The organism is Paenibacillus tyrphae, from assembly GCF_024158745.1.
GTDB lineage: Bacteria > Bacillota > Bacilli > Paenibacillales > NBRC-103111 > Paenibacillus_G > Paenibacillus_G tyrfis_A.
The window spans coordinates 115,175-135,980 of the sequence record NZ_JAMZAW010000005.1 but is presented as its reverse complement, the minus strand read 5'-3'; the positions used below and the strand labels follow the sequence as shown (position 1 = coordinate 135,980).

The 20,806-nt window shown below is 59.2% G+C and carries 10 protein-coding genes; 1 reads left to right on the top strand and 9 read right to left on the bottom strand.

Features of this window, described 5'->3' with window-relative positions; all coding sequences use genetic code 11:
- Positions 1-58 precede the first annotated feature (58 nt).
- The 5 genes from NI000_RS09360 to NI000_RS09340 all read right to left on the bottom strand — a co-directional run bounded on the left by NI000_RS09360 (position 59) and on the right by NI000_RS09340 (position 9,879).
- Positions 59-1,078, bottom strand: a complete 1,020-nt coding sequence (locus tag NI000_RS09360; protein WP_253409835.1) for an HD-GYP domain-containing protein — start codon at positions 1,076-1,078, stop codon at positions 59-61.
- Positions 1,079-1,235: 157 nt separating this feature from the next.
- Entirely contained in the window at positions 1,236-4,802 is a 3,567-nt protein-coding gene (locus NI000_RS09355; protein ID WP_253409833.1) for an S-layer homology domain-containing protein, read from the bottom strand.
- Between the two features lie 155 nt (positions 4,803-4,957).
- Positions 4,958-6,073: a response regulator gene (locus NI000_RS09350; RefSeq protein ID WP_253409831.1), complete on the bottom strand. Its 1,116-nt coding sequence runs from the start codon at positions 6,071-6,073 to the stop codon at positions 4,958-4,960.
- 57 nt (positions 6,074-6,130) lie between these two features.
- The gene (locus NI000_RS09345; RefSeq protein ID WP_253409829.1) at positions 6,131-9,229 is read right to left on the bottom strand and encodes a hybrid sensor histidine kinase/response regulator; all 3,099 of its coding nucleotides are present in this window, start codon (positions 9,227-9,229) and stop codon (positions 6,131-6,133) included.
- Between the two features lie 194 nt (positions 9,230-9,423).
- Positions 9,424-9,879: a MarR family winged helix-turn-helix transcriptional regulator gene (locus NI000_RS09340; RefSeq protein WP_253409827.1), complete on the bottom strand. Its 456-nt coding sequence runs from the start codon at positions 9,877-9,879 to the stop codon at positions 9,424-9,426.
- A gap of 138 nt (positions 9,880-10,017) precedes the next feature.
- Here NI000_RS09340 and NI000_RS09335 point away from each other — a divergent pair, with 138 nt between their 5' ends.
- Positions 10,018-10,878 carry a DMT family transporter gene (locus NI000_RS09335; RefSeq protein WP_253409825.1) on the top strand — a complete coding sequence of 287 codons (861 nt, stop codon included), beginning with the start codon at positions 10,018-10,020 and terminating at the stop codon, positions 10,876-10,878.
- A 63-nt stretch (positions 10,879-10,941) separates the two neighbouring features.
- Here NI000_RS09335 and NI000_RS09330 read toward each other — a convergent pair whose 3' ends face one another.
- From NI000_RS09330 to NI000_RS09315, 4 genes are read right to left on the bottom strand one after another with little or no spacing between them, the layout of a single operon-like run.
- Entirely contained in the window at positions 10,942-12,396 is a 1,455-nt protein-coding gene (locus tag NI000_RS09330) for a DHA2 family efflux MFS transporter permease subunit (protein WP_253409824.1), read from the bottom strand.
- Positions 12,393-12,620: an MbtH family protein gene (locus NI000_RS09325; protein WP_253409821.1), complete on the bottom strand. Its 228-nt coding sequence runs from the start codon at positions 12,618-12,620 to the stop codon at positions 12,393-12,395. Before NI000_RS09325 ends, NI000_RS09330 begins: the two co-directional genes overlap by 4 nt.
- A complete protein-coding gene (locus tag NI000_RS09320) occupies positions 12,617-19,813 on the bottom strand; it encodes an amino acid adenylation domain-containing protein (RefSeq protein ID WP_253409819.1) in 7,197 nt (2,398 codons plus the stop codon). Before NI000_RS09320 ends, NI000_RS09325 begins: the two co-directional genes overlap by 4 nt.
- A gap of 14 nt (positions 19,814-19,827) precedes the next feature.
- A complete protein-coding gene (locus NI000_RS09315) occupies positions 19,828-20,793 on the bottom strand; it encodes an isochorismatase family protein (RefSeq protein WP_253409817.1) in 966 nt (321 codons plus the stop codon).
- Between the last annotated feature and the right edge of the window lie 13 nt (positions 20,794-20,806).

The window sequence follows — 20,806 nt, the reverse complement described above, 5'->3', positions numbered from 1 at the left end:
GTGACGCTCAGCCAAGACGTCCAGTGTCCGTGGCGGGCCTGCAGGGACCTTTCGATATTTAAACAATCACCTCCTGAATATGCAGCCGCCGCTCCTCGCTCAAATCGAGAAACGATGGCCCGACCTTGACCAGCGGGTGCGTATCGTCATGCGGGTTGATGAACACCACCTCTCCTCTCCGGCCATCGGTTAGTTTGACTCTGCGCCCGATCAAGCCCCGGATCATGTTATCCAGAAAAACAGCGGATACGTGCGGATCCAACTGACCGAATGCGCCCTTGCGCATCCGGTCGACCACCTCGTGGAACGGGAGAGCTTCGTGATATGGACGGTGGGAGGACATCGCGTGATACACATCGGACACGGCGACGATCCGGCTTAACACATCCGGCTGGTTCCCCTTCAGCCGCAATGGGTATCCCCTTCCGTCTGCGCGTTCATGGTGCTGCAGGGCAACTTGAGCTACACGGGTATTGAGCCCGACCGTCTCCTTTAACATCTCGTAGCCGTAAATCGTATGCCGCTTCATCTCCGCCGATTCTTCGGGAGTTAATTTGCCGGGCTTCTGCAGGATTTCGCCCGGAATTTTTACTTTGCCTACATCGTGAAGCACGGCTGCCAAGGACAACAGGGCCATATCGGCCTTTCCGAGCCCCAGCCACTTGCCGAGCATGATCGACAGCACCCCGACCCCGACGCTGTGCTTATGCATATACTCCTCGTCCTTCGCCTTAATAGCCGCGAAAATGTAAAACATATCGGGATATTCCGCTATTTCCTGCACCCTGGGAAGCAGCTCGTTTTTGATTTCGAGCAGGGGAACCTTTTTCTTCCGAAGAATGTGTTCGAACGAATCCTTGGCGTAGCGGGAAGCCTCCAACACCAAATCGACGGGAGCCGGTACGGGACCCGGTGCGTTGTTATCCATCAAGATCACCTCCGAATAGTTCACACGGTGCTGCTCCAGCAGCCTGATATGCTCTTGCTCCATCGGGAACCGCGCAGGAACCAGCACGAGTCCCGCGGCATTGGTAATATCCCGCTCCGCCTGCTTGCCGAGCAGTTCTTCTAACGACATGACGGGCCCTCCTTTTTTCCATATGCTATCAAACCGTCCTCTCAAAATTCTCACAGACATCGGCCGGACCGCGAAAAAAAGAGGCCGCCGGAGCGACTCCGACGGCCTGTCTATATAGCGGATGAACGAAATTTTTGCTTCAAGAAGCGGAAATTCGTTACTTCCCGCTGTGTGCGCCCGTCTCAGAAGCATGGTCGACGGACGCTTCCTGAATGTGCTCGAATGCCCAATGCTGGGCGGAAACGTCGTTCCACTTGGCTGCCGCTCCGGATAACGGACTCCGGCCCAGCAGCTTGTTCAGCATCGTCACCGCTTCTGCCCTCGTGAGCGTCTTCTCCGGACGGAACGTGCCGTCCTCGTACCCGCTGATCACTCCCGCAGCTTTCGCCTGCTCGATCGATGCTGCGGCCCAATGACCGGCTGTGTCGGAGAAGCTGCCGCTGCCTGCTGCCGCGCTTGCTTTCAGCTTGGCCGCAATGCTCGCCATTTCCGCCCGCGTGATCGTCTGCTCCGGCTTGAAGCTGCCGTCCGGATAGCCGTCCATCAGCCCTCTGCCTGTCGCTTGATCAATCGATGCTTTGGCCCAGTGCGATTCCGCCACATCCGTGTACTTTTTTGCAGCCGCCGGCTTCGTATCTTTAGCAAATGCCCGAGCGAGCACGGTTGCCATTTCGGCGCGCGTGATCGGGTTATCCGGTCTGAACGTGCCGTCCTCGTAGCCCGAAATATACGCTTTATGCATTGTGCCGCCGCTTACCGGCGTGTCCAGTCCAAGAATCGTAAACGTGCTGAATTTGTTCACCGAGAACCTGATGCCCTGCTTGCCCGCCGCGTCATAAGCGGCGATATCGCCTTGGGTCAGCTCTTTCGTGCCGTCGCTGTGCTCGATGAAAACTTTCAATCCTTTCCGCTGCTGTTCGCTTAAGCTCGTATCGTTCAGCGGCAGCACCAGCGTCACCGGACGGCTCTGCATATTCGTCTGAATCGTCATCGGACGGCCGATGACGGAAATCACGGCATTGCCTGCGGCATCCTTCACGATCCGCTCTGCCTTCGCACGCTGCTCTACTTCCTTGCGCCCGCTCTCCGACTTCACCGGCACGAGCTTGAAGTACACGTCTTCCTTCCAATCTTTCAGCGAGTCGCTCGGAATAACAACCCGCGCATTGTTCGTGTGAATTTCCAAGTTTATTTTGCCTTCGGCTAGCTTCGCTGTCGCTTCTTTCGGCAGCGTGACTTTCAGCTCCGAGACTTCGTCCTTCGCATCGGGAAGGATCAGCTTAGCCAAATCGGAACCGGCCGTTTTCAGTTGCTCGATCAATTTGGCCGCTTGTTCGCCCGTCAAAGTAACTTCATCTTTTTTCTTGCCGTCCGTGTCCGTCGTGCGAGTGATTTTTGCCGTAGTGACAACGCCGCCGTTACGGCCATTTTCGACATTGACGGAGATCGTTTCTGTCGGCGAGTAATACCAACCGCCGCCGCTCGATGACGAGCTGCTGGACGACGGGGTCTTCAGGTTAATCGAAGCACTGATCGGTTTCGCCGTTACGTTGCCGGCGAGGTCTTTCAATTCCACGAAAACCGTCTTTTTGCCGTCGCCCGGGGTTAACGTCCATGCTTTCGGATGATAAAAGCTTTCCCACGGACTCCAAGCTTCGCCGTCGTTGGAGAAGCGCATGTGGATGCCTCCCACGTTATCGTTGGCCACGGCCCGCAGCTTAACGGAAGTCGATTCGGTTTCCGCCGCCCCATTGTTAATGAACAGCTCTCCCGTAGGAGCCGTTTTATCGAAATACATCCTGCTATCATCCGTTGTTCTGGATACCGTCCACTTCAGCTTTCCGGTCGAATCGGCCATTTCGATCAGGAAACCGACCACACCTTCTGTTTCACTGTCGCCAAATGTATGAACAGCTTTGTAGACGTTGTCGCCGACACTGGCTACAAGCGCCGGTTGTCCCATGATCGTTACCGACGGAAGAACGTTCAGCGGAACGTTCGACTTGAACGTCAACGTGGCCGTATCTCCCACTTTCACGTACCATGAATCGTTGAACACAGGATGCTCTGTACCTCCCGTTATGCCGACTTTCGTCAACTGCGGAATAACAGCGGCTCCCTCACTCGGGGTGGCGCTGACTTCATTGGAATATGGGCCTGTTGCTCCGGAGCCGATCGCCCGCACGACAAAATAATAGGTTTTGCCGTTCGTCAGTCCGGTGACGTTATAGGTGGCCCCGGTTACGGTGCCATATAGCGAGTCGGCGCCGCCGCTCTCCGATCTCAGGTAGACGTTGTAATACGTCGCGCCGGTTACACTGCTCCAGGTCAAGTCGACCTTTCCATTCCCCGGAACCGCCGTTAACTTAGGCGCTGCAAACGTAACGGCCGTCGCGGTCCGCGAGCTTTCCGCAGCTTTGCCGGTCTTTTTGCCAGTCTGCGCTTTCGGCGTTACTTCAAAGCTGATGAACTTGCCGAGGTCTTCCACTTGCGGAACGTACGTTTTGGCATTCGCTCCGTCAATCACCGTCTTATTGCTTCCTGCCGCATCGTCCGCCCGGTACCATTTGAACGACGATGCTCCTTCCGCATCCCCTTCGGCATCTTGATACGTATAACCGCCTGTCAACGTTCCGCCGACAACCGCCGACCCGCTTACCGTAACATTGGAAGCTGTGGGAGCCTCATCTAAACTTTGCCATTTCAAATAAGGATACCCGTCGTTTTTGCCCGCTTTCAGTGTCCACAAGCCGTTATCCGTAAAATCCCAACCGTTGTAAGTACCCAGCAGTTTCATCTCACTGGTTGACTTCGGGGTGCCTTTGCTGGTATCGGTTTGTCCCGAAACGTCCTTGTCATAATAAGACGCCGTCACATTTATGGGGCCGATGAATTTCGAACCGATCAAGCCTCCTGCCACAGAAACGACAGGCGGGCACGGAATTCCCGGTATGATTGGGCCTCCTGGGAACGTTGGAGTCCCAGATCCTGGCCCACAAGGGAAAGAAACCGGCGGGGGCCCCAAGACTTTAGCAGCGGCGTAAGATCGGCTGACGTTTAATGGAAAAATGCTATCGGCGGAACCGATTAGGCCGCCAACGGCAGCTTGTGTAGCCTCAACCGTGCCTTTGAAATAAGAATCCTCCACCGTCAGCTCGCCTGTTACATTTCCGACCAAGCCTCCCACAAACATAAGAGCTTTAACCGAGCCGGTGGCGTAAGAATTTCGAATGGAGGAATTACTTGCTTGGCCTGCCAAGCTTCCAGTGGAGTTGCCCATGGTCTGGATCGCCACATTGCTTAATCCGACATTGCCAATTTGCGCAAACTCAATGGAGCCGAACAGCCCTTGCTGCATATACCCGTCAACGCGGGAGATTTTCAAATTGGAAATCGTATGATCGTTCCCGTCAAACCGTCCCCTGAACGGACCTTCAAGGGGATTGCCAATCGGCTGCCAGCCGATGGTATTGTACGGAGCTATATCGAGATCGATATCCTGCGCAAGCTTGTAGGAGGCGGACAGGTTCAACCTCACATTATTAAGCTGCTCCGCGGTCTCAATGAGCCACGGATCGGCCTCCGTGCCCGATCCCCCCGCAAAAAGAACCTGCGCAGCCGATACCCGGCCCGTTAAACCGATCAAGCTGAACAGCTGCAGCGCGACCAGCGCTATGGCCAACCATCTGCGGTCCCATAAGGACCTACTTCTATGTGCCTGCATTTGTTACCTTCCCTTCCATTCTTATAGGTCTTCTTACACTCCTATTCTAGTAAACGTTTCTCACAAAATTCTCACAAAACACTAATTAATGCTGAAATATGCAAAAAAAACCGCCGGAGCTCCGACGGTCTTACACACTGCCTCCCCTATCCAGATCATACTCTTCCCTGAACTCCTGCGCGGTTCCTTATCTCGTCCGGGGGCTCCAGCCCAAACTCCCGGCTATAGCTGGCTTCGAACCGTGCATAGTGCGCCGCCAGCTTCTCTGTTTTTCCGCGGTTCGCGTACATGTCCATCAGAAGCAGATTCATCTCTTCCTGCAGCGGATACAGCGCCAAATAGCTGTCCAGCCTCCGCTCCGCTCTCGACCATTCTTGTCCGGCGAGATCGCGTTCGACCAAGCTGCGTAGAAGCGCCGTATACTGTCTGGCGTACCCTTCTTCAAGCGAGGCTTTCCACATGTAATCTTTTTTATCCAGCAGCGGACCTGTATATAAGGAGCATAACCGTTCCGCTTGCTCGGCATCCTGCATAACTCCAAGCAGCACGGGCCCGTACCGTTCATACGCCAGCACATCGTACGTCAAGCCGGCCGTATCCAGCCTGTATCCGTCGTTTATTTTCTGGATATCTATTCCGATCTCGTGCTCTTTCAACAGTTTTTTCAATCGGTAAATCGTATTGTGCAAATTATGCGACGCCCGGTCCTCCTTCATTTCCGGCCACAACAAATCGGCCAGATGCCACTTGCTGAGCTCCCGTCCCGGATGACACAGGAAAAACGCGAACAGTTCCTCCGTCTTGCGTGTCGGAAAACGGACCGGCTCCCCTTCCCGATTGCGGACCTCGAAGCCCCCGAAGCAGCGGATCGCGGCCGTGCGTTCCTGCGGCTCGGCAGGGAGAACAGACCGCTGCCGCTTGGCCAGACGACCCGCAATCCGTTCGATCGCCGCCGGTGTTACAGGCTTCAAAATATAATCGAAGGCATACACTTCAAACGCGTCCAGAGCATACTGCTTATAGGCCGTACTAAAAATAATTTTAGTCTCTTCGGACAGCTCGTTGATTTTCCGCGCCAGTTCGAGTCCGTTCATCTTCGGCATTTCCACGTCGAGAAAGACGACATCCGGCTTCAGCTCCGGCAGACGGGCCAGCGCTTCCAGCGGGTTCGTAAATGTGCCCACAATGGTATAATGCGGATTTTGGCCGATAACATAGTTCATTAAATCCAGAATCGGTTTTTCGTCTTCGACAATAATGGTATGAAACAACCTCTTCCCTCCCAATAAGGCTTTTCGCAGGCAAAATCCGCTTTCCGGCGGTTTCGTTTAACCGTCGCTGCCGGACGACCCGGTAGAGCCCACAGGCAAATACATCGTTACCTTGGTTCCGCTTCCCGGCTCGGAGCTAATGATCAACGTAGCCCCCGGGATCGAATCGAGCCGCTTGCGAATGTTCGCAATGGCGATGCCGCCGTCCGACGCCTCGCCCTTGGACATCCGGTACAGCAGATCGTCCGGAATGCCGATGCCGTCATCCTCGACGACGACTCTTATGTACCCTTCTCCCTCATGAATCTTGAGCGCAACCGTACCGAACCCCTCCTTTTCGAACAGTCCGTGCCGAATCGCGTTCTCCACAAACGGCTGGATGCATAAAGAAGGAATGTGATGATCATGATCGACCTCGTCCACATCGCATTCGAATTGGAACCGTTCGCCGAAGCGCGCCTTTTCGATTTCGACATACGCCTGAATCAGCTCCAATTCCCTATACAGGGGAACGAACAGCGCGGAGCGGTCCATTTCGAGAATATAGCGCAAATATTGGCTGAGCATCGTAAGCAAATAAGCCGCCTTCTCGCCGTTCGTGTAGCAGAACGAAATGACGCTGCTCAAGGCATTGTATAAAAAATGCGGCTTGATCCGGGCTTGATGAAACGCATGCTCGCTCTTGATCGCTTCTTGAATCGACGTCTTCATCGCGATCAGTGTCTGAATTCTTGCGAGCAGCGTCTCCGCCACAAACGGCTTGGTAATATAATCGTTCGCCCCGGCTCCGAAGCCGAGAGCAATGTCCTGCGGGGTATCTTTGGCCGTCGCGAACAAGATAGGCAGATCGAGAATGGAATACTGATTCCGCAGCATTCGGCACAGCTCGATCCCGGACACGCCCGGCATCATGACGTCCAGAATGACCAGATCGACCTGCGGATGCTTGCCCAGCTTGACCAGCGCTTCTCTGGCGGAAAACGCCGTCAGTACGTTATATTTGTGCTGCTTCAGAAGGTTAAGCAAAAGATGAATATTCGAAGCCTCGTCGTCGACGATCATAATCGTGCGGCCCGGCTGATCCCGGACGTCCAGCGGCACGCTGCCGGAAGCGACGCGCTGCGGCTCCGAAGTCGTATACGCCGCTTCGCGATAAGCCGGAATCCGCTCCACGCCCGGCAAAGTAAACATCATCCTCGTGCCTTGACCGACCTCCGACCAATCTACCCGGATTTCCCCTTCCATTCGCTCCACCAGCTTCCGGCTGATGTACAAGCCGACGCCCATCCCGGTGTATCCGTCCTGCGGGAGCGGCTGACCCGGCTGCTCGAAATAATCGAAGACGGCTTCGTGCTTATCCGGGGCTATCCCCGTTCCCGTATCCTCGACGAAGATCGATACCGTGCCGCCGAGCATACTAGACCTTACCCGGACCGTCCCTTGACTTGTATGCTTGATCGCGTTATGCACGAGGTTGTACATGACCTGACGCAGCCGGTTTTCGTCCGCCCGCACCCAAACATCGGTACCGACTTGATTATCAAGCCGTACTTCCTTGCCCAAAAGCTCGAACTGCAGCACATCGAACACGATTTGCACCACGACCCTCACATCCACGACGGTTAGCTGCAGCCGCAGCTCTCCGTGCTTCAACCGGCTGACGTCAATCAGATCGTGAATCAGCATCGACAGTTTGACGGACGTATCCTTGATGAGCCACAAGTTTTGTTTTTGCTTCGCAGATAAATTGCGCTCCTCGTCATCCAGCAAATACGCCGTCATGTTCATGATGCCGTGCAGGGGCGTCTTGATCTCGTGGGACGTCTGCGCCAAAAATTCGTCCTTAAGCTGATTGGAAACCGCCAGCTGATGCGAAAGTGCCTCCGTCTTCTCATAGGCATTGGCGAACCGTACAGCAAGCAGCATGTTGATGAATCCAATGAAGCAGGCAATGCCCACTTTTCCCAGTAAGTCGGTCGGAATCATATTCACCGTGTAAAGAATACTGTCGATCATAAAGACCGTCAGCGAGACGATCCCCCCGATAAACAGGGTCAATTCCTTCCGGTTGGCCGCATCCCGTTCTTTGCGGGTATACAGATAGATCATTCGACCAAGGAGAAACAGGGAGACAACGCCCATATACAATAAAAATAAAGGCTTGATCTCGCTATGCATACGATAGGGCAGAACGACCACGGCCACCATGTAAACAACGATCGGGGCCAGCATTCGGCCGATGGTGCGGGATTTCAGCAAACGAACGTCGATGGAGCAGAAGAACAGGACAATGACAATCCCGCCGAAAAATTCGCTTAAATCGATCAGCTTGTAGGCGATCTCGAAAGGAACCCAAGGCAGCAGCCTCATAAAAATTTTCTCGCCGATCAGCGTCTGCTGCAGCAAAAGAGTCAACAAATACAGGCCGCTGAATAAATACGTTTTATCCCTTCTGCCCAAATAGTAGAAGCTGAGATGGTACGCTCCGAATATGCCCAAAATAAAGATGGACGCAATGTCGGTGCCGATCTGAATGCTGTTGAGCTTCGTCATATCCCCGTGCAATCCGAATTGGATCGAATTGACGATACCGCCGTTGGCGTACACGTGATTGGCCACTTGAACCACAATTTCGATTTCGCGCCCATTCGTGTGAAAAAATGAGGTATAAGGCGTATTGCCCGGTTGATGCACGGCTCCGTCTGCTGCGGGATATCCGCTGCCCCCTTCGGCCTTTCCATTGACGAACAGGCGGTGGGACATCCGGATGCTTCTTATTTTTAGACCGAACACTTCGTCCGCAGCCGGAACGATCACTTTCAGCCGGTACGTCCCGAAGCCCTCCTTGCTGATGCCGTCGGCTTTTTGCTCCCCTTTCCACGTGCCGGGCACGGATACGTAAGAGACCCCGGCGAGCGGCCCCCGCTGAAAATCGGCAGGCTCCAGCAGCCGCCCTTCGTAAAACTCCCACTCCCCGTCCAAGACGGCCAAGCCCTGCCGGTGAAAATCCCAGCCGGACAAATCCTGCACCCCCCGCTTGGCTGGCGGAGTGTTTCCATTCGGGATCGTCTGGGCGTAAATCGCGACGAATAGCGCCATGGAAAGCGAAAAGATCAAGCCGATCATGATGAGCTTGCGGTAATGTGCGCTTGTCATTTCTTATCTCCTTCCCATGGAATGCCGTCCTACGGTCATTCTATCATTTCAGCCTCTCAAAAAACTCACAAAAATATTGATGAAATTAAAACGTGAAACAAAAACAAAAAAGAGCAGCTCGCCGCTTGCTCCATGCCGTGTTTTCGTTCGGTTTTGTAAATGCGTCCGCTTGTCCGTCCGGTCTGTAAATTTCGTTAGACTTCTCCTTTTTTCAGCGCCTCGGAAACCTTCGTCATGGCCTTCTCAACGGCCTTCCGCTCCTCTTCGTCCAGCACGCTTACGAAGTAATTGTAAATCCCCTCCGAATAAACCGGCCACGTTCGGAGAAATTCCCGCTTCCCTTCCCTGGTCAGTACGGCAAAGGCTCCCCGCCGGTCTTCCTCCGTCCGTTCCCTTTCGACGAGCCCTTCCCGTTCCAATCGCTCGATCACCCGGGTCAGTCCGCTTCGGGTTAACACGACTTTATTGGCCAAATCGCTCATCCGCAGCTTTTTGTCCGGCGACTGGTACAGGGCTACCAAAACATCATACGTCGTAAGCGGCTCTCTTCGTTGATCCGATAAATCGGCTTCGATTCGTTTAATCACGGCGGCATGGGCATTGACAAAAGCCCGCCAAGCCGCAAGCTGGTCTTCCTCAAGTCGGTGCATCCCGTTCTTCCTCCTGAACATCGGTTAACTTCATCATACTTGATTCCGCGTTGACGGAGCAACTAAACCGTGTTAATTTAATTGCATGAGAAATAATTGATTATACAACTATATTTTTTCGAAAAGGAGGGAGCTTTCATGAACGGCATGCTTCTCGGGCTTGTGTCGGCTTTATCCTTCGGAACGGCCGATTTCTTCGCGGGAAAATCGAGCAAAAAAATCGGCGTATTTTCCACTCTCTTTTATATGCAGCTCGTCGGCCTCCTCTTCTTGACGGCCGCCGTCTTCTGGAAGGGACAGTGGCATGCTCTGCTGTCGCTCCAGCATGCTGCCGCAGCCAGCCTCTGGATGGTGGTCGATCTGATCGGAATTCTTTTTCTGTATCAAGGCCTGCGTACCGGAAGCTCCGCCGTCGTCGCGCCTGTCGCCTCCAGCTTCTCGGTCGTGACCGTCGTTCTGGCCGTGCTGGCCGGAGAACGATTGGGCGCGGGGACTTGGCTCGGCATCGTCATGACGTTGTCGGGAGTCATACTGGCATCCATGGTATGGTTCGGGAAGTCGAAACAGCGGTCCGGCACTGCGTTGGCAAGCGGAGTGCTTTGGGCCATCCTGGCCTCGCTGTTTCTCGGTGCGGCCTTCTTCGGACTCCGGTTCGCGCAGGAAGCGCTCGGTGGTCTGTTGACCGTCTGGATCGGGCGGCTGCAGGCGACGATCCTGCTTCCGGTCCTTTACCGGCTGCTTAAGATCAGGCTCGCTCCTCCGGGCAAGAGTAGTGCCGGACTGGTCGCCATCGTCGGCATTCTGGATGCGGTCGCTCTTGTCAGCTACAACGCCGGCTTGGGACTGGAGGACACCTCCATCGTCATTACGGCAACTTCGCTGTTTGCCATCGTCACTTTGCTGTGGGGAGTGTTTGCGGGAGGCGAAAAGCCGGCTTGGAATCAATGGGTTGGGGTAGGCTGCACCTTCGCCGGTATCGTGATCGTTTCTTGGCCATAAATAAAAAGATTGCCGCAACCCCGGCTTTTGGGGCCGGATCGTCGGCAATCTTGTTCGTATACATTACCCTTCGGCAGGGGAGCTTCGCTCTCCCCCAGCCTTGACCGGGGCTCCCCGTTTGCGGAGCGTTGCGGCGGCATCGGAATCGCGGATGCCGGACGCAAACCACAGACCGAACAGCAGAAAGCCTGCCGCTCCTAATAGGGCGGACCGGTAAGCCGTCAAATTCGGCTCCATGACTCCGGCAGCGTTCGCCGCTCCCGTGCCTACGGCTGCGAGAATGCCGGACAGCAGCGCAAGACCGATCGCGGAGCCAAGCCGGTTCTGGACCGAGAACCAGGTCGATGCGCGCCCCATCGACGAAGGGGAGATATTGGCAAACGAGGCGATCTGCACCGCGCCGACCGTATGGCCCAAGCAGACGCCCACGCCGAACAGCAGCCCGCGGATCAGCCATGGATCGGTGCCCTCGTGAACGAAGCTCAGCAGCACGAAGATCGCCATCGTGCAGAGCAGCCCCGTCATGATGAGCCGTTTGGGGCCGAGCTTCCGATAAGACCAAGGCACGAGCTGGGACGACACCATCAGCCCCAGCGCTTCCGGAAACGTCGTCAGCCCGGTCTCAAGCGCTGATGCGCCCAGTACATATTGGTACATCAGCGGGAAGATGTAGAGCATGCCCAGCAGGCCGGCGGCCGAGCACATGCCGACGAGCCCCGCCGTGCGGAACAGCCTGTCGCGCAGCAGACGCAAATCGAGCATCGGCTTCGGCGCGCGCAGCTCGACCACGACGAGAGCGGCCAGCAACAGCAAGCCCAAGAGTCCGGTGCCCGCGATCCAAGGCGAGTGCCAGCCGAGGACCGGTCCTTGGCTGAGGGCGTACATCGTCAGCGCCATGCCGGGAGCGGAGAGCAGGAAGCCCGGCAGATCCAGCCGGCCGGCTTCCGGTTCCTTATGCTCCTTGAGATACAGCAGTCCGAACAGCAGAATCGGAATACCGACCGGGAGATTGATGTAGAAAATCCAGCGCCAGGAGAACTGGTCCGTCAACAAGCCGCTGACGATCGGCCCTAGCGCTGGCGCTGCGGCAATGGGCAGCACTAGCGCCCGCGATACCTTGGCCCGCTCCTGCGGCGGGAAGGCCCGGAACAGCATCGCCATGCCGACGGGCGTCAGCAAGCCGCCGCCGATGCCTTGCAGCACCCGGTACGCGGTAAGCTCCGCCAGACCGTCGGCCAACCCGCACAAGGCGGAAGCCCCGGTGAACAAACCGAGCGCCAGCAGCAGTATCCGTTTACTTCCCCAGCGGTCTCCGAGCCAGCCGGCTACCGGCAGGACGAGAGCAAGGCTTGCCAGATAGCCAACGTTGAGCGCCCCGGAAGCCGCCGGCGGTATGTTCAGCTCCCGGCTGATGGTGCCCAGCGCAACGTTCAGAACGGTAGCGTCCATCGCCGCCATAAACATGGCGGCGACGTAGACGACGCACACAACGACTTTGGGACTCGGTCCTCCCTTCATCCCTGCTTCGTGTCGGCGCAGACAGGCTCGGCATCAAGGCTGCGGGGCCGCAGATCCGTCCAGTGTGCGGCGATGTAGTCGAGGCACGCCTCCCGTGCAGCCTGCCCGAACGCTGCAGTCCAGCCCTGCGGAACCGGGATGAAAGCAGGCCAAAGCGAATGCTGCCCCTCGTCATTGATCAACACCAGGTAGTCGCTGTCCGTTCGCTCGAATGGATTGGTCATCGTTTGATTTCCTCCCTGAAGGTTTTGACTGTCCGGCTTTTCAGCGCCTGCAGCTTCACCGAAATCTGCTGTCCGATTTCCGTCAGCGGTCCGGGCTGGCACAGGTCTTTATGCCGGCACGCAATATCGTAGCGCTCCATCTGCCCGCTAATATACGGAAGCCACATCTCCGGATCGATCGGATCGAACCAGTCCGGAATGATCGTGGAATGGAAGAACAAGAGCTCGCCCTCGAACCGCTTCGGCACGTACGCCCCTAACAGACGGACCGAATTCTCGTAGGTCGTGCGCAGATTCCGGATAATCGCTTCGTCCAAGCTTGCCAGCGCGCTGCCGTCGCTGCGCAGAATCTCAATGGCGGCGGCCATGGTCAGCGGAACGTCGCCGAGACTGTCCGGGTCGTAGCCGCCGAGCGCCAGCATCGCGGTCAGCGCTTCTTCCTCGTCTACTTCGCCGCGAATCGGCAAATAATGGCTTGGGAAGGCGTCCAGCATCGCGAGGAACTCGACTTCCTCCCCTTCCTGCTGCAGTTGGACGGCCATGGCTTGCGCCACGTTGCCGCCGAGCGACCAGCCGAGCAGCCGGTACGGGCCGGTTGGCTGCACCGTGCGGATGTGCGCAATGTAATCCGCCGTCATCTCGTCCATCGTCTGTGGCAGCGTCTCGCTCTGCGCAATGCCCCGGGCCTGTAGGCCGTAGATCGGGTATTCCATCCCGAGATGCTTCATCAGGCCGGCGTAGCACCAGCTAAGCCCGCCCGCCGGATGCACGCAGAAGAGCGGCAGCTCGGTTCCGTGGGCCCGCAGCGGCAGAAGCACCTGGAGCGCGGATTGATCCGTCCCCATTTCCAGCCGCTCCGCAAGCCCGGCAACCGTCGGCGTCTCGAAGAGGACGCCGATGCCGAGATCGCGGCCCATCGCTTCGCGAATGCGGCTCATCAGCCGCACCGCCAGCAGCGAATGCCCTCCGAGCTCGAAGAAGCCGTCGTCGATCCCCACGCGCCGCAGCCCCAGCACTTCGGCGAACAAATCGCACAGCACTTCTTCTTGCGGCGTGCGCGGGCCTCTTCCGTCAGGGTCGACGGTCCAATCCGGCGCAGGCAGCGCCTTCCGGTCCAGCTTGCCGTTCGGCGTAAGCGGCAGGGCATCCATGCCGATGACGGCCGACGGCACCATGTAATCCGGCAGGCTGGCGCCCGCATACCGGCGCAGCTCGGCAGGCTCGGCAAGCGAGTCCGGCGCGGGGACGACGTAAGCGACCAGCCGCTTGTCGCCCGGCTGATCCTCGCGCACCACGACGGCGACCTGAGCGACGCCGGGATGCCTTGCCAGAACCGCCTCGATCTCGCCCGGCTCGATGCGGAACCCGCGGATCTTCACCTGATGATCCGCCCGGCCCAAATAATCCAGCGAGCCATCGGCGAGGCGCCGGGCCAAATCGCCGGTGCGGTACATCCGGGAGCCCGGCGCGCCGAACGGATCGGCCACGAAGCGCTCCGCCGTCAGACCCGGACGTCCCCAATAGCCACGAGCCAGCCCGGCGCCGGCGACATACATTTCTCCCGCCACCCCGGGCGGTACGGGTTGCAGCGCCTGATCCAGAACATAGACCCGCAAATCCGGAATCGCTTCGCCGATCAGGCTTCCGCTCCCCGAAGCGGCGCTGCTGCGGTCCAGCTCCTTGTAGCTGACATGCACGGTTGTCTCGGTAATGCCGTACATGTTGATCAATTTCGGGGCATCGTCCGGATGGCGCGCATACCATTCCTCCAGCCGTCCGAGCTCCAGTGCCTCGCCGCCGAAGACGACGTAGCGCAGAGCCAGCTCCCCGCCCAGCGACGGCTGCTCGCGGTCCGCCTGCATCAGCTGATAAAACGCCGACGGCGTCTGATTCAGCACCGTAACCCGCTCCCGAACGAGCAATTGCAGGAACTCCGCGGGCGACCGGCTGACCGTGTGCGGCACCGCCACGAGGCGGCCGCCATGGAGAAGCGGTCCCCAGATTTCCCATACGGAAAAATCGAAAGCATACGAATGGAACAGCGTCCAGACATCCTCCGAACCGAAACCGAACCAATGCTGCGTCGAGGCAAACAACCGTATGACGTTCTGATGCGGAATCACGACGCCCTTCGGCTTACCCGTCGAGCCCGAGGTATAGATCATATACGCAGGGCTGAGCGGCGACAGCGGCCCTCTGCGATCGCGGTCGCCGGGGTTATCCGGCGAATACGCCCTTAGCCGTTCCGCCGTGTCCGGCGCATCCAGCACCAGACGCGGCAGGCTGCCGGTATCCGGCAAGCCCTGAGCCCCGGCTTCGCTTGTGACGACATACACCGGTCTGGCGTCCTCCAGCATATAAGCTAGCCGGTCGGACGGATAATCCGGGTCCAGCGGCAAGTACGCAGCCCCGGCCTTCAGCACGGCCAGTACGCCGACTACCATCTCTATCGAGCGCGGCAGCGCCAACGCCACCATCTGCTCGGGGCCGACGCCTTCGGCGATCAGCAGATGCGCCAGTCGATTGGCGCGGCTGTTCAGCTCCGCATAGTCGAGGCTCTCCTCCTCGTAGACAACGGCCGCCGAATCAGGAGTACGGGCAGCCTGCGCCTCGAACAGTGCAGGCAGATGAGCCCCCGGCGTCGCGGGCAGCGGCTCACGCCACTCTGCCAGCAGGCTGCTGCGTTCGTCAGGAATCAAAATATCCAGCCGTCCGATCGACTGATCCGGCTCGGCCGCCGCTCCCTCCAGCACCTGCACAAACCTCGCTGCCAGCTTTTCCACCGTGCTGCGCTCGAACAGATCGGAGCTGTACTCCAGAAGCCCCTCCAGACCGTCCGGCGTGCCATCCGGCCTGCGTCGCTCGTTCAGCTCCAAGGTCAGATCGAACTTGGACGTGCCGGGGCTATCCAATTGGAGACGTGCTGACACTTCAGGCAGCTCCAGCGCGGCATCCGGCGTATTTTGCAGCACCAGCATCATCTGGAACAGCGGATGACGGGCCCGAGAACGTACGGGATTCAGCACCTCGACCAGACGCTCGAAAGGCACATCCTGATGCTCGTATGCGTCCAGACTCGCCTTGCGGACGCGGGCCAACAGCTCGCGGAAGGACGGATCGCCGGACGTATCAGTGCGAAGCACCAACGTATTGATGAACAAGCCGATTAGGCCGTCCAGCGCATCGTCGCTCCGCCCCGCAATCGGACTGCCGATCGGGATATCCGTCCCGCCGCCGAGCCGGGTAAGCAGCGTCGCCAGCGCAGACTGCAGCACCATGAACAAGCTGGCCTTGCTTTCTCGGGCAAGCTCCGCAAGCCGGAGGTTCAGCTCGCTCCCGATCCGGAAGCGGACAACCCCGCCCCGGTAGCTTGCTGCCGCAGGCCTCGGACGGTCGGTCGGCAGCGTCAGCTCGTCCGGCAAGCCCTGCAGCGTCCGGGTCCAGTAGGCGAGCTGTTTCGCAATCAAGCTGTCGGCATCGCCCTCGCTGCCAAGCAGCCGCTCCTGCCAGATCGCATAGTCGGCATATTGCACCGGCAGCGGAGCCCAAGCGGGCGATTCGCCCCGCAGACGGGCAGCGTAGGCGGCGGACAGCTCGCGGGTGAGCGGCACCAACGACCAGCCGTCGCCCGCGATATGGTGAAGAAGCAGCAGCAGGGCGTATTCGTTCTCGCCGAGCACGAACAATTCGGCGCGAAGCGAAGGCTCCTCGGCGAGCCGGAAGCCGTAGCGCACCGCCTCTGCCAACCGCTCGGACAGCTCGTCTTCGCGGACTTCGGTCACCAGCAGCCGGGGCTTGGCAGCCGCCGCATCCAGAATGAGCTGCTGTGAGGAACCCTGCGTATCCGGGAAAATCGTGCGCAGCGTCTCGTGCCGGCTTACCACATCGCCGAGTGCTTCTTCCAGCGCAGCTACGTTTAACGGACCGGACAGCCGGGCCACCAACGGAATATTGTAGGTTGGACTCGGGCCTTCCAGACGATACAGAAACCACAGCCGGTTCTGGGCAAAAGAAAGCGGGACTGCCTCCGGTCGCTCGGCCGGACGCACGGCCGGTCTGGCAGCCTGCGCCTGATCGAGACGCTTGGCAAGACCGGCCACGGTAGGCGACTCGAAGAGGCCCCCGATGCCGAATTCCACGCCAAACACTTCCCGGATACGGGCCACGATCCGCCCCGCCAGCAGGGAATGGCCGCCGAGCCCGAAGAAGTCGTCGTCGATGCCCGCCTTCGCCAGGCCGAGCACCTCCGCGAACAAGCCGCACAGCAGTTCCTCCTGCGGCGTTCTCGGACTGCGGCTGACGGCTGCGTGGAAATCCGGGGCAGGCAGCGCCTTGCGGTCGATTTTTTTATTGGGCGTCAACGGCATGGCGGCCAACGGTACGAAGACGGAAGGCACCATATAATCGGGCATCTCTTCGGCCACATACTGCCGAAGCTCCGCCGGATCGGGGCCTTCCGGGGCATTCGCCGTGAAATAAGCGACAAGCCGTTTATCCCCGGGCCGGTCCTCCCGCGCGACGACCGTAACTTGATCGATGGCCGGATGCCGCGAGAGCAGCGACTCGATTTCGCCGAGCTCCACCCGAAATCCGCGAATCTTGATCTGATGATCGGCGCGTCCTATGTAATCGAGGGTCCCGTCCTCAAGCCATCTCGCAAGATCGCCCGTACGGTACATCCGGCCGCCGGGCGGTCCGAAAGGATCGGCTACGAATCGCTCGGCCGTCAGGTCCGGCCGGCCCAAATAGCCCCGGGCCAGTCCCGCCCCTGCTAGATACAGATCGCCCGCTACGCCCGGCGGTACCGGAGACAGCCCCGTATCGAGCACATAGGCCCGCGTGTTCGCAATCGGCCCGCCGATCGGCGGCGTTCCCGTTCGCTCATCTCCCAGGCGCCCGGCAGTGGAATAGATCGTCGTTTCCGTCGGTCCGTATTGGTTATGCACCTCGCAGCCGAGCGACTGCATCGCGAGCTTCAGCCCCAGCGGAAACGCCTCGCCGCCCGTGATGATCCGCAGGCCGGGGAACGGCTCGGGCTTGCTCGACGCGAGCGCCTGCCATAAGGTCGGCGTCGCCTGCATGATCGTAGCCCCCGAGTCATGAATCATCCTCGCCAGCGCAGGCGGGTCCATGATCACCGGCTTCGGAGCGATAACGATCCGGGCCCCCGTCGTAAGAGGCAGGAACATTTCAAGCACCGAAATGTCAAAAGCAATCGTCGTCACCGACAGCAGCCGGTCCCGGACGGTCAGCCGGAATTTGTCCTGCATAGCCGTAAGCAGGTTGGTCAAGCTGCCGAAGGTCACAATCACGCCCTTCGGCTTGCCGGTTGAGCCCGACGTGTAAAGAATATAGGCAGGGTGAAGAGGCGACAGACGGCCGGTACGGTCCTCGTCGCCGGGAGAAGTTTCCGGCTGGCGCAGCAGATGCGCTTCGGCAGCAGGCTCGTCAAGCACCAGAAGAGGCCCTGCCGCTTCGGAAGGCAGCCGGGAAGCCGTTTCCCTGTCCGTCAGAACGCACAGAGGGGCGGCGTCTTGAAGCATGTAGGCCAACCGGTCCTGCGGATAGTCGGGGTCCAGCGGCAAATAGGCGGCGCCGGTTTTATGGACGGCCAGAACCGCCACAACCGCTTCCACCGACCGCGGCAGCAGCAGCGCCACGATGCCTTCCGGACCGACGCCCCGCGAGATCAGCGCATGAGCCAGCCGGTTGGCGCGCCGGTTCAATTCGGCGTACGTGAGGACCGTGTCCTCGAAAACGACGGCGACCTCATCCGGCGTACGGGCCGCTTGGACCTCGACCATCGCGGACGTGGAGGCTTCCGGCAATTCGCGGGCCGTTTCATTCCATCCGATGAGCACCTGTTCCCGTTCCTCGGGCAGCAGCATGTCGATCTGCGAGATCGGCTGTCCGGGATCGGCCGAGGCAAGGCGCTCCAGCCAGCCAAGAAACCGCCGTTGATGGGCCGCCAGCTCTTCCGCCCCGTACACCGCCGGATTTCCGTCGAAGTCTACCCGCAGCCCGCTTCCGTCCGACCGGTCATAGACGTGGATCGACAGATCGTCCACAGGCCCGGCAGACAGATTATGCGGAATTCCGGGGCAGCCGGCAAAGCTCAGCCGATAGTCGAACGGCATCACGTTGACCATCGGCCCGAACAAGCGGCGGTTTTCCCCGAGCAGCTTCAGCTCCCGCCGCATATCCTGCTGCCGGTACAGCTGGTGGCGCCGGGCCTCGCGAACCTCCCGCGAAACTTGGCGCAGCAGCTCGGACAGCGGCATCTCGGGCCGTACGGCCAAACGCAGCGGCAGCAGGTTCATGACCATGCCCGGAATGCGCAGCGAAGCCGAGCCCAAACGGCACATCATGGGCAGACCGAGAATTACATCGTCGGCCCCGGTCATCCGGTGCACGTAAGCCGCCGTCGCCGCGATCACGACATCGGGCCAAGTCGTTCCCGTTCGGTCGGCCGCATCCCGCAGCGCGGACGCATCGTCCGGCGACAGCTGCGCGGTCCGGCGCAGGAAGCCCGCCCCGGCTCTGGCCGTCCGGCTGCCCAGACTCACCGCTTCCGGCGCGTCGGCGAAGCGTGCAAGCCAGAAGGCCCGGTCCCGCTCCTGCTGCTCCGAAGCCCGATAAGCCTCATCCTCCTGGAGAATCGATTGCAGCGCGCCGAAGGCTCCCGGCCCGGGCGGCTGCTCCTGGAAGAAGGCGGTATACAGTTGAGCGGCTCTCTGGGCCAGCAACGAAAAGCTGTAGCCGTCGATCACGAGGTGATGGATGCGCTGATACCAGAGAAACCGGTCCGGGGCCAGCTTGAACAACGCTTGCGTAAACAGCGGTCCGCGCGTCAGGTCCATCGGCTCGGCCAAGTCCTGTCTCATCCAAGCCTCCGCCGCTTCCAGCGGATGGTCTGCTCCGCTGAAGTCCATATGATGCAGCATCCAGTCCGACGACGGCTCAAGACGCTGCCAAGGCCCGCCCCCGTCTTCGCCGAAGCGAAGATGCAGCGTTTCCGCCTCCGCCACCGTTTGACGCAGCGCCGCTTCGAAACGCACCGGGTCTACAGCTCCGCGAATATCGATGTATTCCCCCGTATTGAACATCGGGCTCTCGGGGTCAAGCTGCTGGGCGAACCAAATCCCCAGCTGCGCCCCCGTCAACGGCTGGCGAGCCTGCCGAGCTTCGGACATATGCGCACCCTCCTTCATGTCGTAATATAATCTCCGTTCGGCAAAGCCTTGCTCAAGCGAGCGGACAGCAGAGCCCACCAATCGGCCAGCGTCGGACGCTCCGCCAGCTCCACGAAAGTGACTTCCGCCCCGGACCGCCGCCACCGTTCCGCCAGGCTCATGATGCGAATCGAATCCAGGCCCCACTGCGTAATCAAGTTGTCGTTCTCCGCAAGGGACGACGGAGCTTCCTGCAGCAAGTCCGCCACCAGCTCCCGCAAGCCGTCCTTCGTCAACGTCCCGCTTTCCGCCGCAGGAGCCGCTTCCGATGCAGCTTCCGGCTCGGCTGCTGCGATTCCCGCTTCACCGCGAAGCGCCTTGATCAAGCGTTCCGTCGTGATGGCGACCGCGCAGCGTTCGGCCGCGTAGGTGATCGCCAGCCGGTGCTTCTCCAGCGAGAAGTCCGCCACCGCATCGGCGACGAAGAAAGGCTCCACTTCCTGCATGAACGCCTCGCATGAAGTCATGAGGCAGCCGATATGAGCGTAGATGCCGCATACGAGCAACTGGTCGCGGCCAAGCTGGGTCAGTCTGGCGCGGAAATCGGTCTTCTGAAAGGCGCTGTACCGCCATTTGGTCAGCACGATATCGCGCTCGCCCGGCGGCAGCTCCTTCACGATTTGCTTCTGATAGGGTCCGTCATTGATCCCGGGACCCCAGAAATCCTGCAGCAATCCGCGCTGCTCCAGCGTCTGGCCGCCCGGCTGGGCGGAATAGACGACCGGTATGCCCAACTCGTGGCAAACGTTTCGGAGCGCGCTGATGTTCTCCATCAGCTCGATGACAGGGGATGCCCCTGCCGTGAAAGCATCCACGAAATACTGCTGCATGTCATGAATCAACAAAACCGCACGTTTCGGATCGGGTGTCCAATTCACCCGGTTGGCGGGCAGGTCGGACGCCGTCGGCATCGGATAAGGCGTTATGGCAGGAAGAGCCATCGTATCTCCTCTT